This is a genomic window from Nocardiopsis sp. iso_25 (genome assembly GCF_056173305.1).
Genome location: NZ_CM149667.1, coordinates 2,473,091 through 2,489,668, shown reverse-complemented (window position 1 = coordinate 2,489,668; position 16,578 = coordinate 2,473,091). Strand labels below are relative to the sequence as shown.

The 16,578-nt window shown below is 71.6% G+C and carries 12 protein-coding genes and 1 pseudogene; 8 read left to right on the top strand and 5 right to left on the bottom strand.

The annotated features are described in order from the left end of the window. Nucleotides 1-14: 14 nt before the first annotated feature. Nucleotides 15-263 (bottom strand): annotated as a pseudogene (locus AC0VX6_RS10735) (RtcB family protein); the annotation flags it as partial. 170 nt (nt 264-433) lie between these two features. On the opposite strand from AC0VX6_RS10735, the gene AC0VX6_RS10730 reads away from it, so the two are divergent. Beyond that, the gene (locus AC0VX6_RS10730) at nt 434-1,606 is read left to right on the top strand and encodes an RNA-guided endonuclease InsQ/TnpB family protein (RefSeq protein ID WP_475468412.1); all 1,173 of its coding nucleotides are present in this window, start codon (nt 434-436) and stop codon (nt 1,604-1,606) included. Between the two features lie 248 nt (nt 1,607-1,854). Here the strand turns inward: AC0VX6_RS10730 and moaA are convergent, their stop codons facing one another. Beyond that, nucleotides 1,855-2,862, bottom strand: coding sequence for a GTP 3',8-cyclase MoaA (gene moaA, locus AC0VX6_RS10725; protein ID WP_248774547.1), 1,008 nt, complete (start codon nt 2,860-2,862; stop codon nt 1,855-1,857). A 323-nt stretch (nt 2,863-3,185) separates the two neighbouring features. On the opposite strand from moaA, the gene AC0VX6_RS10720 reads away from it, so the two are divergent. Continuing rightward, nucleotides 3,186-4,022, top strand: a complete 837-nt coding sequence (locus AC0VX6_RS10720) for an alpha/beta hydrolase (protein WP_274977388.1) — start codon at nt 3,186-3,188, stop codon at nt 4,020-4,022. A 134-nt stretch (nt 4,023-4,156) separates the two neighbouring features. Here AC0VX6_RS10720 and yczR read toward each other — a convergent pair whose 3' ends face one another. Next, the gene (gene yczR, locus AC0VX6_RS10715; RefSeq protein WP_274977387.1) at nt 4,157-5,623 is read right to left on the bottom strand and encodes a MocR-like transcription factor YczR; all 1,467 of its coding nucleotides are present in this window, start codon (nt 5,621-5,623) and stop codon (nt 4,157-4,159) included. A gap of 242 nt (nt 5,624-5,865) precedes the next feature. On the opposite strand from yczR, the gene yczE reads away from it, so the two are divergent. After that, nucleotides 5,866-6,600 carry a membrane protein YczE gene (yczE, locus tag AC0VX6_RS10710; RefSeq protein WP_475468410.1) on the top strand — a complete coding sequence of 245 codons (735 nt, stop codon included), beginning with the start codon at nt 5,866-5,868 and terminating at the stop codon, nt 6,598-6,600. Nucleotides 6,601-7,265: 665 nt separating this feature from the next. Next, a complete protein-coding gene (locus tag AC0VX6_RS10705; protein ID WP_274977385.1) occupies nt 7,266-9,071 on the top strand; it encodes a glycoside hydrolase family 15 protein in 1,806 nt (601 codons plus the stop codon). A 272-nt stretch (nt 9,072-9,343) separates the two neighbouring features. Here AC0VX6_RS10705 and AC0VX6_RS10700 read toward each other — a convergent pair whose 3' ends face one another. Continuing rightward, entirely contained in the window at nt 9,344-9,985 is a 642-nt protein-coding gene (locus AC0VX6_RS10700; protein WP_475468408.1) for a TetR/AcrR family transcriptional regulator, read from the bottom strand. Nucleotides 9,986-10,086: 101 nt separating this feature from the next. On the opposite strand from AC0VX6_RS10700, the gene AC0VX6_RS10695 reads away from it, so the two are divergent. The 4 genes from AC0VX6_RS10695 (at nt 10,087) to AC0VX6_RS10680 (ending at nt 15,688) form a co-directional block, all read left to right on the top strand. Further along, nucleotides 10,087-11,133, top strand: coding sequence for a medium chain dehydrogenase/reductase family protein (locus AC0VX6_RS10695; RefSeq protein WP_274977383.1), 1,047 nt, complete (start codon nt 10,087-10,089; stop codon nt 11,131-11,133). Between the two features lie 254 nt (nt 11,134-11,387). Beyond that, nucleotides 11,388-11,570 (top strand): helix-turn-helix domain-containing protein, encoded by a 183-nt coding sequence (locus AC0VX6_RS10690; RefSeq protein WP_475469305.1) that lies wholly within the window; start codon nt 11,388-11,390, stop codon nt 11,568-11,570. 75 nt (nt 11,571-11,645) lie between these two features. Next, nucleotides 11,646-12,317, top strand: a complete 672-nt coding sequence (locus AC0VX6_RS10685; protein ID WP_302475394.1) for a uracil-DNA glycosylase — start codon at nt 11,646-11,648, stop codon at nt 12,315-12,317. 137 nt (nt 12,318-12,454) lie between these two features. Then, a complete protein-coding gene (locus AC0VX6_RS10680; protein ID WP_475468406.1) occupies nt 12,455-15,688 on the top strand; it encodes an NACHT domain-containing protein in 3,234 nt (1,077 codons plus the stop codon). Between the two features lie 61 nt (nt 15,689-15,749). Here AC0VX6_RS10680 and AC0VX6_RS10675 read toward each other — a convergent pair whose 3' ends face one another. After that, on the bottom strand, nt 15,750-16,550 hold the full coding sequence (locus AC0VX6_RS10675; protein ID WP_274977381.1) for an SIR2 family NAD-dependent protein deacylase: 801 nt from the start codon (nt 16,548-16,550) through the stop codon (nt 15,750-15,752). Nucleotides 16,551-16,578 lie beyond the last annotated feature (28 nt).

The window sequence follows — 16,578 nt, the reverse complement described above, 5'->3', positions numbered from 1 at the left end:
TCCCGCGCACCGCCTCAGCCCTTGACGCACACCACCTGGCGCAGGTGGGCGACCACCTCGACCAGGTCGGTCTGGGCCTCGATCACCGACTCCAGGTCCTTGTAGGCGGCGGGGATCTCGTCCACGACGCCCCGGTCCTTGCGGCACTCCACTCCCCTGGTCTGCTCGACCAGGTCGGCCTCGGTGAAGGTCCTGCGGGCCTTGTTGCGACTCATCCGCCGCCCGGCGCCGTGCGAGGCGGAGTTGAACGAGGCCGGATCGCCTGAAATCCTCGGTAATCAGTACATGCAGGCCCCGTCCACCTTTGTCTCAGCATGGAACCCCTGGGACCTGGACTCCGGGAAGAATTGCAGTGCTGACCACACTGAGTTGACGGTGACGGGAGCCACATTAGAGCGCTTTCAGTCTCGTTCTGTCACCGGTCCGGTACACGATGGTGGACGTGTCGACGATCGTGGTTCAGCTCAAACTCGCGCCCTCGCCCCAACAGGCGACGGTGCTCGAGCAGACCCTGCACGCTGTCAACACCCAAGCCAACCTGGTGTCACAGAGCGCCCGTGCACAAGGCGTGTACCGCAACTACGCCCTGCGCAGACTGGCGTACAAGGATGTGCGGGCGGCGGGGATCGGATCCCAAGCCGCCCAGCATGTCGTGAAGAAGGTCGCCGACGCCTACACCACGTTCCACGCCAACCTCGCGGCCGGGAACTACGGCAGAGAAGGCTCGGAGCGGTGGCGCAGGGCCGTGTCCACACTGATCACTTTCCGACTTGACGCCGCCCAGACCTACGACCAACGGAACCTGTCTGTGGCCCTGGACGCCCGGACAGTGTCGCTGTGGACCCTCCAAGGCCGGTTGAAGGACGTTGCCTTCATCTGTTCCGCCGACGCGGCCAAGGTGCTGGCCGAACACAAGCGCGGCGAGTCCGACCTGCTGCGTCGTGAGGGCGTCTGGTACCTGATGGTGACGGTGAACGTGCCCGATCCTCCGAAGTACGAGCCTGATGGGTTCGTAGGAGTGGACATGGGCATCGCCAACATCGCCACCACCTCCGACGGCCAGGTCATGGCCGGCCGCCAACTCACCCGATACCGTAGACGCCAGCGAAGACTACGCCAGAAGCTACAGGCCAAAGGCACCAAGAGCGCCAAACGGCTACTGAAGAAACAGCGCCGCAAGGAGCAGCGCCGTTCCAAGGACATCAACCACGTCATCTCCAAACGCATCGTGGCCGAGGCTGAACGCACCTCGCGCGGGATCTCCCTGGAAGACCTCACAGGGATCCGGCAGAGGGTACGGCAGGCAAAGCCCCAACGGGCCGCGTTGCACTCCTGGGCCTTCGCCCAACTCGCGGGATTCATCGCCTACAAGGCCAGGCGAGCCGGTGTCCCGCTGGTGTTCGTGCAGGCGGCGTACTCCTCCCGCGAATGCGCCGAATGCTCATACACCGATAAGGCCAACCGGGTCTCCCAGGCTTTATTCACTTGCCGGTCATGCGGCGTCGTCGCGCACGCCGACCGGAACGCTTCCCGCGTCCTGGCCCGCCGGGGCCAGGACGCATGGAACGCGGGGCGGCAGTCACACGTCCCACCCGCGAACACATAGTTCGCGGGTCAGACGCGGTGGATGTTCCTGACAGCCAGTCAGGCGTTCAACCGCAAGCTCGGCCCTTTAGAGCCGGGAAGCTGACGCCACCTCCCTTTCCCGGCACGGCCTGTGGGGTCGTTCGTACGGGGCGCGTACGCGGTCGCGCCCCCGGAACATCAAGCCAGAGCCGACCGGAGGAGGCAACGGATTTTAGGGCGGAGCGGGCGCGGCGCCAGGGCGCACCGGTGGCCTGCCCCGACCGGGGCTCAGCCGCCGATCGCCGACATCGGCCGGGAGGGCTGGAGGAAGCTGGGGTCGTTGATGCCGTGTCCGGGCAGTTTGGCGGACACCGCGGCGGTCCAGCTCCGGGCGATCTCGTCGTCGGTGGCGCCGCCCCGCAGCAGGGAGCGCAGGTCGGACTCCTCGCGGGCGAACAGGCAGTTGCGCACCTGTCCGTCGGCGGTGAGGCGGACGCGGTCGCAGGCGCCGCAGAAGGGCCGGGTGACCGATCCGATGACGCCGACGGTGGCCTGCTCCCCGTTGGGGAAGCGGGCTCCGCGCACGTGGAAGAGCTCGGCCGGGGCGCTGCCGCGCGTGTCGGCGTCGGCCGGGTCGAGGGTGAACTCGGTTTCGAGGGTGGCGAGGATCTCCTCGGCGGTGATCATGGTGTCGCGCCGCCAGCCGTGCTGGGCGTCCAGCGGCATCTGCTCGATGAACCGCAGCTCGTAGCCGTGTTCGACGCAGAAGCGCAGCAGGTCGGGGGCGTCGTCGTCGTTGACTCCGCGCATGAGCACGGCGTTGACCTTGACGGGGGTGAGCCCGGCCCGCGCGGCGCCCGCCAGGCCGTCGAGGACGTCGTCGAGCCTGCGGCGGCGGGCGAGGGTCTCGAACACGTCGGGGCGCAGGGTGTCGAGGGAGACGTTGACCCGGTCGAGCCCGGCCTCGGCGAGGGCGGGGGCCATGCGGGCCAGCCCGATGCCGTTGGTGGTCAGGGCGGTCTGGGGGCGGGGCTCCAGCGCGGTGGTCCCGGCGACGAGGCCGGGCAGGCCTCGGCGGAGCAGGGGTTCTCCGCCGGTGAAGCGCACCTCGGTGATGCCGAGGCGGGTGACACCGATGCGGATGAGGCGCAGGAGTTCGTCGTCGGTGAGCAGTTCCGGCTTGGGCAACCACTCCAACCCCTCCGGTGGCATGCAGTAGGTGCACCTGAGGTTGCAGCGGTCGGTGAGCGAGACCCGCAGGTCGGTCGCCACTCGTCCGTAGGAGTCGGCCAGCACGGGCGTCACCCTCTCCAGTCCGGGTTGTCGGGCGGTCCGTGTACGGAGGTGTACCCGGCCCGAGGGGTACCCATAGATAAGCGTAGAAGATCCCTTTAAGCGGCGGGCAGTCCCAATCGTGACATATGCCGTTTTTCGTGGGCTGACACGAGAAACCGGTCGGCGTATCGGCCGATCCCACACTCCCCCCCGGGGCTGCGGGCCGCGCGGACCCGCTCCGCCCTGCTGCGCACCGGCCCCGGCCCGCCGTAGGGTGACCATCCGACGGTCGTACACGGCTTCGATCGTCGCAGACGAAGGCTCGGGCGAGGAGGCGGGACACGGTGATCACCACACGCGAGTGGGCCCTGGCGGGCGGACCGGACGGTTCGGGGAAGCTGGCGGCGCGGGCGTGGGCGCCGACCGAGGGCGAGCCGACCTGGCTCGCGGTGCTGGTGCACGGCTACGGCGAACACCTGGGCAGGTACCACGCGGTGGCCGAGGACCTGGTCCGGGCGGGCGCGGTGGTCTACGGCGCCGACCACCGCGGACACGGGGGCTCCTCCGGCGAGCGGGTCCTGATCGAGGACTACGCGGGCGTGGTCGAGGACGTGCACCGGCTCGTCACCCAGGCGCGCACCGCCTACCGGACGCTGCCGCTCGTGCTCATCGGCCACTCCATGGGCGGGCTCATCGCCTCCCGCTACGCCCAGACCCACCCCGAGCGGGTGAGCGCGCTGGTGCTGTCCGGGCCGGTGCTGGGCCGGTGGGAGGCCCTGGAGCGGATCGCCGCCGCCGAGGAGATCCCCGACGCCCCCATCGACCCGTCCGTCCTCTCGCGGGACCCGGCCGTGGGCGAGGCGTACGTGGCCGACGAGCTGGTCTGGCACGGGCCCTTCAAGCGCACCACGGTGAACGCCATGCTCACCGAGATCGAGCGGGGTCTGGCCGCCGGGAGCTTGGGGCCGCTGCCGCTGCTGTGGGTGCACGGCTCCGACGACCGGCTGGTACCGCTGGAGGGCACGCGGGTGGGTGTGACGGCGATCATGGGCGAGGACTTCACCGCGCGGGTCTTCCCCGGCGCCCGGCACGAGGTGTTCAACGAGACCAACCGGGACGAGGTGCTGGGCGAGGTGGTCCGCTTCGCCCAGCGCTTCGCCGTGCCCGCGGGCGGCGCCTGAGGGGAGCGCCGGAGCGGACGGCAGCCCGGCGCCGACTCGTCCACAGGCGCGGGTTCGGGGTGGTGCCGGGGCTGCCGGGCGTGGTGAGCTGTTGACAAGGGGACCTCGTGCCTTCCCCTCCCCTCGGCGTGCCCTCACACGTACAGCTGCCCCCGGGGCTGCGCCGGGTGGACCAGGGTCTCGGTGTAGGCGGCGGCCAGGCGCTCCACGGCGTCCACGAGCACGTCCGGCGGCTGGGTGTAGGCCAGGCGCAGGTAGCGTTCCAGGGTTCCGTCGGCGCCGAACACCGGCCCCGCGGCCGGGTGCACCCCGTGCCGGATCGCGGCCGTGGCCAGCGCGCTGGCCACGGGGTGGGGCAGGGTCGCCCACAGCACCATCCCGCCCCCGGGCACGCTGGGCCGCCAGTCGGGGAGGCGCTCGCGCAGCGCGTGCAGCAGCGCGTCGCGGTTGCGGCGCAGTTGGCGGCTGCGCTCGGCCCGGATGCGCAGCACGTCGGCGAGCAGGTGGGTGGCGGTGAGCTGGTCCAGCACCGCCCCGGCCAGGTCGAATCGCTGTCGGGCGGCCATGAGCCGGGCCACCATCGGCGGCGTGGTGCGCACCCACCCCACCCGCAGGCCGCCCCACAGCAGCTTGGCCACCGACCCCACCGTCAGCACCCGGCCGTCGGTGTCGTGGGCGGCCACCGGCGCGGGCAGGTCGCCGGAGTCGATGGCCAGTTCGGCGACGGTCTCGTCGACGATCAGGTGGGTTCCCGCCCGGCGCGCCTCGCGCACCAGGACCCGGCGCTCCTCGTCGTCCATCAGGGCGCCGGTGGGGTTGTGGAAGTCGGGGATCAGGTAGGCCAGCCGGGGTTTCCACTGGCGGAACGCGTCGACCAGGTACTCCATGTCCCAGCCCTGCGGGGTCACCCCGACCGTGCGCACCCGGGCCCCGGCCCGCCGGATGGCGTCCAGGGCGTGCGGGTAGGTGGGCGACTCCACCAGGACCTCGTCGCCGGACTGCACGAGCATGTCCACGGCCAGCGCCACGCCCTGCTGGGCGCCGTTGGTGACGAAGATCTGCTCGGGGGTGGTGGGCAGCCCGCGCTCGACGTAGCGCCGGGCGATGGCGTGCCGCAGCTCGGGCAGCCCGTAGGGGTAGTAGCCGAGCCCTCCCACGTGCGCGGCGAGCTGTTCGGCGGCCCGGAACGCGGCGGCGCGCAGCCCCTCCACCGCCGGGGGCGCGGCCACCCCCAGGTCGATGTGCTCGGCGGTGGGGACGAAGGGCGAGGGCTCGCTGGTCGCGGAGTCGGGTAGGACGGTCCAGCTGCCCGCGCCCTGCCTGCTCTCCAGGAAGCGGTTGTCGCGCAGCCAGGCGTAGGCGGCGGTGACGGTGTTGCGGCTGACCCCGAGGGCGGCGGCGAGGTCGCGTTCGGCCGGGAGGCGGGTGTTGGTGGGCACGCGGCCGTCCAGGACCAGTCCGCTGACGGCGCGGGCGATGGCCAGGTAGAAGGGGCGCTCCACGGGCGCCTCACCGATGAGGCGTGCCAGCAGACGCCCGTTGATCCGCCGGGTACCGCCCCCGGAACGCTCCGCCGCGCGGTGAGCGCTCTGTCTCGCCATGCCGTCCCCTGCCGCCGCATTGAAAGGGCCAGTTACCCGGATTGGCTCTTCATTCCAGGCGCCACATCAGCCACGATACCCAGGTGGACCCCTTACTGGACCCGGGCCCGGCGCGGGAGCCACGGGGGACGGCGAACGGTCCGGCCCCGGGCCGCCGCCACCGGCCTCGCCCCGCCGGGACCGTGTGCCCGTGCCTTCGCGCGGGTTCTCCTCCGATGATCCCAGGAAAGACAGGTGTCCCCGTGACCGCACAGCCCCGTCCCGCCCGTGACGCGGCCGCCGCCCTGCTGGGCCGGGTGCTGGTCGCCCCCGCCCTGCCCCGGCCCCGGCGGCGCCGCCTGGCGCAGCTGTACGCGGGCCTGGTCCTCTACGGGCTGAGCGGCGCGCTGCTGGTGCACGCGGGGCTGGGCGCGATGCCCTGGGACGTGCTGCACCAGGGGTTGTCCCGCCAGACGGGTCTGTCCATCGGCACGTGGAGCGTGCTGGTGGGCGCGATGCTGATGCTGCTGTGGATTCCGTTGCGCCAGAAGCCGGGTCTGGGCACGCTGAGCAACGTGGTCGTCGTGGGCATGACGGTGGACCTGTTCCTGTGGCTGCTGCCCGAGGCGGATTCGCTGCTGGTGCGGGTGCTGCTGCTGGGGCTCGGGGTGGTGGTGTGCGCGGTCGCGACCGGCTGCTACATCGGCGCCCAGCTGGGCCCGGGCCCCCGGGACGGGCTGATGACCGGCCTGGCGGCCCGGGGGTGGTCGGTGCGCCTGGCCAGGACGGTGATCGAGGTGACCGTCGTGGTCACCGGCTTCCTCCTGGGCGGAACCGTGGGGGTGGGCACGCTGGTGTTCGCGGTGGCGATCGGGCCGCTGGCCCAGGTCTTCCTGCCCCTGATGCGCGTGCCCGATCCGGTCGCCGGGCGGCCCGGTCCCCGACGGTCCCCGGGAGCCGGACGCGGGAGTACGCCGGGGCCGGTCTACCCGGAGTGAGCCGCCCCAGGGGTGAGCCGTCCCGGAGCGGACCCGTGCGCAGGGAAGGCGGTACCGCGCGGTACCGCCAGGCGCGGCTCCGGCGGTTGCTTCGGCTTACTTCCCGTCCGGACGAGCGGTACCGCCGCGCCCGCGGCCACTCGCGGCGGACTACGGTCGCACGGGGCACGGCCCGTACCGCCGGGCGCGCGGCTCCGGACGCCCGGAGGGGTTGTGGACGCGCCGAGTACACCCATTGCGGCTGACCTTGGCCTTCCCGTCACCGGATCTTGATCACCGCGTCATAACTTCTGGTCCAATAAACTCCCCCATTCCGCCACATACTTCGCTGCACCTGCCGGTGCACGTGCAACTGCGGGTGGCGCCCCTCCGGAGGAGGGGGAAAGATGGGGACCGCGGTGAACGGAAAGGACCGTGTTCGGGACGGTTCCTGGGCACCGGCCTTTTCGGCTGCCTTCACCTGGGCACATTACCGGGTGGAAGGCGAGCGGCGGCTGGTGCGGAGGCGGAACGTGGCCCGAACGGCGCCTGGCGGCGGTGCCGCCCCCCATGGCGGGCAGGAGACGGGACCCCGGCGGGACGCGCACACGGGTGCGCGCGCGGGCGGCCGTCGCAGGACACCGCGCACCCCACGAGGCGCCGACCGCAGAGACCATGACGACCTGATGGGGGTGAGCCGCGTGCCCGGCTGGATCGAGGACTACGCAATGATCGGCGACATGCAGACCGCCGCGCTGGTCGGGCGCGACGGCTCCATCGACTGGGCGTGCCTTCCCGACTTCGACTCCTCGGCCTGTTTCGCCGCGCTGCTGGGCGACGAGCAGAACGGCTGCTGGACCCTGCGCCCCGCCGAGGGCGAGCCGCGCGCCACCCGCCGCCGCTACCGGGGCGACACGCTCATCCTGGAGTCGGAGTGGGACACCCCCTCCGGGTCGGTCCGGGTCATCGACTTCATGCCGCCGCGCGGCGGCGCCCCGCACATCGTGCGCATCGTCGAGGGGCTGAGCGGCTCCGTGCGCATGGAGACGACCATGCGCATCCGCTTCGACTACGGCCACGTCGTGCCGTGGGTGCACCGGACCGGGGCCGAACTGGTGGCCATCGCCGGACCCGACGCCATCTGGCTCAGCACCCCCATCCCCCTCCAGGGCCACAACTTCACCCACGACGCCACCTTCACCGTCACCGCGGGCCAGCGGGTGCCCTTCGTGATGACCTGGCACCCCTCCCAGGTGGAGGAGTCCGACCACCTGGACGCGGAGAAGGCGCTCTCGCGCACCGAGCGCTTCTGGGAGAAGTGGGTCAACCAGTGCACCTACGAGGGTCCCTACCGCGAGGCGGTGATCCGCTCCCTCATCGTGCTCAAGGCCCTGACCTACCGCCCCACCGGCGGGATCGTCGCCGCCCCCACCACCTCCCTGCCCGAGGAGATCGGCGGGGTGCGCAACTGGGACTACCGCTACTGCTGGCTGCGCGACGCCACCATCACGCTGGAGGCGATGATCCGCTCCGGCTACAAGGACGAGGCGCTGGCCTGGCGCGAGTGGCTGGTGCGGGCGATCGCGGGCGAACCCCAGCTCATGCAGATCATGTACGGCATCCGCGGCGAGCGCAGGCTCACCGAGTGGGAGGCCGAGTGGCTGCCGGGCTACGAGGCCTCCCGCCCGGTCCGGATCGGCAACGCCGCCGTGGGCCAGTACCAGCTCGACGTCTACGGCGAGGTCATGGACGTGCTGCACCTGGCCCGCCGCCACAACATCCGCGGCGGCGACTACCTGTGGGGCCTCCAGCGCTCGCTGGTCAACTACCTGGAGTGGTGCTGGGACGAGCCGGACGAGGGCCTGTGGGAGGTGCGCGGGCCGCGCCAGCACTTCGTGCACTCCAAGGTGATGGCCTGGGTGGCGGCCGACCGCGCGGTGCGCAGCATCGAGGAGTTCGGCAAGGAGGGGCCCATCGAACGCTGGAAGGCCCTGCGCGACACGATCCACGCCGAGGTGTGCGAATACGGCTACGACCCCCAGCGCAACACGTTCACCCAGTACTACGGCAGCAAGGAACTGGACGCGGCGCTGCTGCTGATCCCCGAGGTGGGCTTCCTGCCCTACGACGACCCGCGCGTGGTCGGCACGATCGAGGCGGTGCGCAAGGACCTGATGGTGGACGGGTTCGTGCTGCGCTACCGCACCGACCTGGACGACTCCGCCGACCAGCTGCCCGGCAACGAGGGCGCGTTCCTGGCGTGCAGCTTCTGGATGGCCAACGCGCTGCTGTCGATCGGCCGCCAGGACGAGGCCCGCGAGCTGTTCGAGCGGCTGCTGTCCCTGCGCAACGACGTGGGCCTGCTGGCCGAGGAGTGGGACCCGCGCGAGAACCGCCAGGTCGGCAACTTCCCCCAGGCGTTCAGCCACGTGCCGCTGGTGACCACCGCGCTGAACCTGTCCACCCGCCAGGGGGGATGGCGCGCCGAGTAGACCGCGCCGCCCGGCCGCCCCCGCACGGATTCCCCTCCCCCGACGCCCCCGTCCGCCCCCGTCCCCCACCGGAGCGGACGCGCACCAGAGCGGACGCACGCCCCCGCGCTCCTGTCCCGAGGTCCTGGACCCACGGACCGGAGCGCGGGGGCGCCGCCGTCTCCAGGACACGGCCGTGGCCGCCCGACGCCCCCGTACGGGGGCGGTCGCACGGCGCACCGGACGTGCGGGCGGCGCCGTCGGGGCCGGGTTCCGAGGCGGCGCGGGGGCCTTCAGTCCTCGCGGAGGCGGGCCAGCGCCGGGATCATCCGCTCGCCGATGTCCTCCGGTCCGGGGAAGACCCGGGTCACGGCGCGCTGGTGGGCGAGCCCGTGCAGGCCCAGCCACAGCCCGACCGCGTCGGCGCGGGGGTCGGTGCTGGTGGAGATCCCGGCCTCGACGCAGGCGGCGAGCGCCTCGCCGAGCACGCGCAGGCTCGCGTCCCCGAGGCTGACGAGGTCCTGCTCGGTCACCGAGGATTCCCCGAGCGTGGGCATCCACAGGCCGCCGAACATGGTGCGGTAGCGCTCGGGGCGTGAGCGGGCGAAGCCGAGGTAGGCGTGGCACGTGGCGTACAGGCGCGCACGGGGGTCGTCGCCCGCCCGCGCCACCGCCGCTTTCAGCGCCGCCTCCAGCTCGTCGAAGGCCCGGCGGACCACGGCCAGCATGATGGCGGGCTGGTCCGGGAAATGCCGGTAGATCGACGGCGCCGCGATCCCGACGCGGCGCGCGACGGACCGCAGGCTGATGGTGCGCTCGTCCCCCGTCTCGTCGAGCATCTCCACCGCGGCGTCGACGATCTCCTCCCGCAGGCGGCCGCCCTGACCTCGACGGTTACGGGTGCGCGGCGCGGAGGCCTCCTTCGTGTCCTTCATTGTGTCACCTTACGGCTGGAAGTCGACGGCCCGTCTTGCACCCTTGAGTTTACGCGTGTAAGTTTACGAGCGTTAGCAAGACTGCTCCGACAGGAGGCCCCATGAACGCCGTCGCCGCCACCACCGCCACCCAGGTCCTGCTGCCCGGCCGGGTCGAACCCCCCGGCCTCCGGCTGCGGCCCCGGGCCCTGCCCGCTCCCGGACCCGGACACGTGCTGCTGCGGATGGAGGCGACCGGGGTCTCGTTCGCCGAGCAGCAGATGCGCCGGGGCAAGTACTTCGACCAGCCCCCGTTCCCGTTCGTGCCGGGCTACGACGTCGTCGGCACCGTCGAGGCCGCCGGTCCGGGCGTGGACGCCTCCTTCGTCGGGCGCCGCTTCGCCGCCGTCACCAAGACCGGCGCCTGGGCCAGCCACCTGCTCCTGGACGCCCGCGACCTCGTCGCGGTGCCGGAGGGGACGGACCCGGCGGAGGTCGAGGCGCTGCTCGTCAACGGCATCACCGCCTGGCAGATGCTGCACCGCACGGCCCGCGTGCGGCGGGGCGGCACCGTCGTCGTGCTGGGCGCCAACGGCGGCGTCGGCACGGTCCTGGTCCAACTCGCCCGGCACGCCGGGATCACCGTGATCGGCACGGCCGCGCCGCGCCACCACGAGGCCGTGCGCGCGCTCGGCGCGACCCCCGTCGACTACCGCGACCCGCACGCGTACGACAGGATCCGGGACCTGGCGCCCGAGGGCGTGGACGCGGTGTTCGACCACGTCGGCGGCGGCGGGCTGGTCCGCTCGTGGCGCCTGCTGCGGCGCGGCGGCACGCTCGTCTCCTACGGCACGGCGTCGACGAAGGACGTCGAGGGCGACTCCCGGCTGCCCGTGCTCGCGCTCTTCGGCCGTCTGATGGTGTGGAACGCCCTGCCCAACGGCCGCGGCGCCCACTTCTACAACTTCTGGGCAGGACGCGGCCGCCGCGCCGACGCCTTCCGCGCCCGCCTGCGCGAGGACCTGACCGAGGTGCTGCGGCTGCTCGCCGACGGGGTCCTGGCGCCGAGGGTGGCCGCCCGCGTACCGCTCTCGGAGGCCTCCCGCGCGATGACCCTCGCCGAGTCCCGCACCGTCGTCGGGAAGGTCGTGCTCGTCCCCGACGCGTGATACCGGCCGCTCCGGACGGCTCCGCCACCGGTCCACGGTCCTCGAAGCCGGTGGGCCGACCGGTGGGAGTAGAGGTCCTCACCCTGGGGCGTCCTCTGGACACCACAGCCCTCCTGGAGGTTCTGCGGGAGTCCGGAGCGGCGGATCCGGCCACACGGGCGTGGGTGAACGCGTTCGCCGCCCAGATCCTGGAGTTCGATGACCTGGTGCCCGTCCCGTCGCTTCGGCGCGGACAGAAGGCACCCCGTGAGGAGATGCGCTTCCTGACTGTCGCGGAGGTCGCCACGATCATGCGCGTGTCGAAGATGACGGTGTACCGCATGGTTCACGCCGGAGTCCTCCCGGCGGTCCGGGTGGGCCGCTCCTACCGTGTTCCCGAACGCTCCGTGCACGAGTACGTGGACGAGACGGGTGCCCGGCTCCGCGTCCTCGGGTGAAAAACCCGGGCTGCCGGGAGCTGGGCAGGCCCGAAGCGGACGTGGATGTCGCCCGCTGCCGCTAGTGTTCTGGCCATGCCGAAGGACCTGAAAGAAATCATGGACAGCGGTTGGGCCGAGGCCCTGGAGCCGGTCGCGCCGCAGATCGCCGCGATGGGCGACTTCCTGCGCCAGGAGGTCTCGGAGGGCCGCACCTACCTCCCCGCCGGCGAGAACGTCCTGCGCGCCTTCAAGCAGCCCTTCGAGGACGTGCGCGTGCTCATCGTGGGCCAGGACCCCTACCCGACCCCGGGCAACGCGGTGGGCCTGAGCTTCTCGGTCGCCCCGGACGTGCGCCTGCCCGCGAGCCTGCGCAACATCTACAAGGAGATGGTCGACGACCTGGGCGTGCCCATGCCCTCCAACGGCGACCTGACCCCGTGGACCCGGCAGGGCGTGCTGCTGCTCAACAGGGTGCTGTCGGTGGAGCCGGGCAAGGCCGGTTCGCACCGGGGCAAGGGCTGGGAGGCCGTCACCGAGCAGGCCATCCGGGCGCTCGCCGAGCGAGACAAGCCGCTGGTGGCGATCCTGTGGGGGCGCGACGCCCGCAACCTGCGCCCGCTGATGCCGGGCGTGCCGTGCGTGGAGTCCGCGCACCCGAGCCCGCTCTCGGCACGGAACGGGTTCTTCGGCTCGAAGCCGTTCAGCCGTGCCAACGAGATGCTCAAGGAGCAGAACTCCGACCTGGTGAACTGGGAGCTGCCCTAACGGATCCCACCACGGGAGCACGCTCACTCCGCCCCGACCCCCGACACCCATGCTGACCTGCGGACTCGGCACCGCCCCCGGCGCCGGGTCCGACCGTGTTTCCACAACCTCCCTCGAAGCGGGAAGAGGCACCCCCGATGGCGAAACGGCTCACCTACGCGGACGCGCTCAAGATCCTCGGCCAGAACGACTCGGAGGTGATGAACCTCGCCGAGAGGCTCACGGACGGCGGACTGGGGCTGGTGGGGGTGCCCGACCTCTTCGGGCTGCGGGGAGCGCTGGTCAGCGGAGGCCGTCAGGCCATCGAGGGTATCCGGGACAAGATCAGCGGTGAGAGCCGGACCTCGCGGACGGAGAAGATCGAGGCGGCCCACCAGATCCTGGTCACCGTCGCGTTCTTCGAGGCGGTCGAGGAGGCCCTGAACGAACTGGACGCCCCCTTCTCCCTGGCCGACCTGGAGTTCACCCGTGGGGAACAGATCGCGCTGATGGACCGCGTCCTGGCGCACTCCGGGACCAGCCCAGCCGTGTCCCTGGGGTCGGGCTGGGTCCCGCGCTTCTTCTCGGACTTCCTGTTCAGGGACTTCGCCGCGGTCCTGACAGGGCTGGCGGTGGTCGAGCAGCACGGCATCACCTCGCAGGACCACACCCTCCTGGAGCAGATGGGGCGCCTCGTCCCCCGGTACGCCTCCCACCGGTACCAGGAGTACTACCGCCAGCTCTCCGCCGACGTCCCCGAGTTCGGCATGTGGGTACACCTGGCCGAGCACGAGCACACGCGCGAGACCGTCGGCACGGGGCTCGGAGAGCTGCGTCGGCGTCTGGAGGAGATCAGCTCCCGCCGTGCGGTGGACGTCCGGCGCAAGGAGCTGTCCGCCGGGTACCGGGCGGTCCTGCGCCAACCGGTGCTGCGTTCGGACGACGTCCCGCCGGGTCTCTCCCTGCCCACGCTGGAGGATGCCTACGTCCCGCCAAGGGGTCGTGCCGCCTACGCGGTGCACAGCGGCAGCCCCTCCTCCGAGGAGTGGTGGGAGCGTCTTCCCGTGCTCGCGGACCTTCAGCGGGTCATCGCCGCGCACCTGGTCCACCCGATCGCCACGGAGGTCCCCACGGTCATCCTGGGCCACCCCGGGGCGGGCAAATCCAAGTTCACCGAGATGCTCGCGGCCAGTCTGCCCGACTCCGACTTCCTCCCCATCCGCGTGGAGTTGCGCTCGGTCCAGCCGAACTCACCCATCCATGTGCAGATCGAGGAGGGGCTCGCCGCGACCCTCCACACCCGAGTGTCCTGGCGCGAACTCACCGAGTCCGCGGACGGCGCCCTGCCCGTCATCATCCTGGACGGCTTCGACGAGCTCCTCCAGGCGACCGGGGTAGACCGCTCCGACTACCTGGAGCGGGTCCAGGAGTTCCAGCACCAGCAGGAGGCGCTGGGCCAGCCGACGGCGGTGATCGTCACCAGCCGCACCGTCGTGGCCGACCGGGCCCGTTTCCCCGACGGCTCCATGGTGATGCGGCTGGAGCCCTTCACCGAGTCCCAGATCGAGCGGATGCTCCAGGTGTGGAACGGGGCGAACGGGCGGGTGTTCTCCTCCCGCGGCCTCGAACCGCTGAACGTCGACTCACTCCTGCCCTACCGCGAACTGGCCGAGCAGCCCCTGTTGCTGCTGATGCTGCTCATCTACGACGCCGGGGACAACGGTCTGCGGCGCGCCTCGCACGCCCTGTCCCACGGGGAGCTGTACGAACGGCTGTTGACGATGTTCGCCAGGCGTGAGGTGGACAAGCACCAGCCCCACCTCAACGACCGGGACCTGGACGACGCGATCGAGGACGAACTGCGCCGTCTGGAGATCGCCGCGTTGGCGATGTTCACGCGGCGCAAGCAGAGCGTGGACGCCGACGAGCTGGACCGCGACCTCGCGGTTCTCATGCCCGACGCGGCGGTGCGCGCGGAGGACGCCGACCTGCACGGACGGATCGACCCCGCCCACCAGGTGCTGGGCCGGTTCTTCTTCGTCCACGAGGCCCGTGCGCAGACGGGCGGCGGCGCCGCGAGCGTGTTCGAGTTCCTGCACGCCACCTTCGGCGAGTACCTGGTGGCGCGGGCCGTGGTCGCCGCGGTGGAGGAGTTGGGCGAGTCCCGCTCGCGTTCGTCCCGGCGCCGCGGCCGCAGCACGCGTCCCGATGACGGTGAGCTGTACGCCCTGTCCTCCTTCGCCACCTATGCGGGTCGGGAGAAGGTTGTGGACTTCCTCGCTGAACTCCTTGAGAGGCGGTTCGCCGAGGAACCCGAGGCCCGCGAGGACTACGCGCAGCTGCTCGTGGAGCTGTTCCAGGAAGCGCCTTTCCCCGCCTCCAACCGCTCCTACACCGCCTACGAGCCCACACGGCTGCCGCTGACCCGACGCGAGGCCAACTACACCAGCAACCTCATGATCCTGTTGTGCCTGGTGCGCCAGGAGCCGGTGGACATCCGGGAACTGTTCCCGGACTCCCCCGAGACCCTCCAGGACTGGCAGCACACGGCCGCGCTGTGGCGGACCCTGCCCGGAACCGAATGGTTCAGCATCGTGGCGACACTGCGCGTGCGCCACCTGGACGGCTGGAGCGAAGAGAGGCCGGCCACCGTCGTGGACCTGGACGACTCATCACCGGTCAACGTCGGCGAGAGCATGGGCTTCGAGCTGCGGATGAACACGGACGCTCGTCCGTCCGTACTCGATCCCTATGAGATCACCGTGCCGCACAACACGACCACGTCCCGCCTGCTGCGGTCGACGGCGATGCGGGTCAACGGCACCTCTGCGCGCTTCCTGCTCGGGCTGCTGCCCTACCTGCGTTACGTCTCCAACGACCTGGCGACCTGGTACTCGCAGATCACGACTGAATTGGAGGTGGATACGGAGTCCGAGACAGAAACGGAAACGACCTGGTCCGAGTTGCACGAGGTACTGCGGCTGCGTCTGATCCCCGCCGCCGAAAACCCCCTGGAACGGCTGGAGGCCTACAAACGGCTGCTCCTTTCGAGCCGAGCCCTGGGACGCGTGGAACACCTGGTGCTCAGGCAGGCCGTCGAAGACCTCGGTATGTCCGCGCCTGGGGATGTGCTCGCCGAGAGTGTGCGGAGCCTGTTGCAGTACTACCTCGCCGGGGTGACCGAGGTGGTGACCGGCCCTCAGCTCAGCCTCCCGGTGATCGCGCCGACGCTTCGCCGCCTGGAGAGCCTGGTCGACCGGGAGATCCTCGCGCGCGTCCGGGACCTGGCGCGGGGGGACGCCCTACCGGAACCTCATGCAGGAGCCAGCGACACCGTCCCTGAGTTCCACCGAACGCCTTCCCCGACCGGGCAGTACAGCAGCGGCGGCTGAGCGCCGCCCCGGCGACCGGCCGTGCCGGAACCCGGCACGGCCGAGGCGGCCTTGGCCGCCCCTACCCGGCCGCGCGCACCCGCTCCACCAGGGCGGGCAGCGCCGTGCCGATGGGGTCGCGGACCACGGCTCCCGCGAAGTCGTCGTAGGGCGTGGGCTCGGCGTTGACGACGACCAGGGCGGCCCGCGCCATCATGGCCACGTCGCACAGCCCCGCCACCGGGTGGACCGTCAGCGACGTGCCCACGGCCAGGAACACGTCGCACTCGCGGGCCGCCCGGCTGGCCGCGTCGACCACCTCCGCGTCGAGCCGCTGACCGAAGGAGATGGTGTCCGACTTCTGGATGCCCCCGCACTCCGGGCAACGGGGGTCGGACTCCTCGTCCAGGCGCGCCAGCACCGTCCCGCTCGGCGTGCGCAGACCGCAGGCCATGCACACCACCCGCAGCATGGTGCCGTGCACCTCGATGACCGCGTCCTCGGACACCCCGCCCCGCTGGTGCAGGCCGTCGATGTTCTGGGTGATCAGGGCGCGCAGCCGTCCGGTGGCCTCCAGGTCGGCCAGGGCGCGGTGCGCGGCGTTGGGCCGGGCGCGCCACACCGGGTGGGTACGGCGCTGGGCCCACACCCGGCGGCGCACGTCCGCGTCGCCCATGTAGATGTCGATGTCGGACAGGGCCTGCGCGTCCGGGTCGGTGGTCCACACCCCGTGCGGTCCGCGGAAGTCGGGGATGCCGGAGTCGGTGGACACCCCCGCCCCGGTGAGGACCGTGACGCGTTCGGCGGACTCCAGGAGTTCGGCGGCCCGTTCGAACTCCGCCGGGTCGGAGAAGGGCGCTGATTCGGTGGTCGTCGAGGCCATACCCCCCATTCTTACGCGGTCGGGGCAC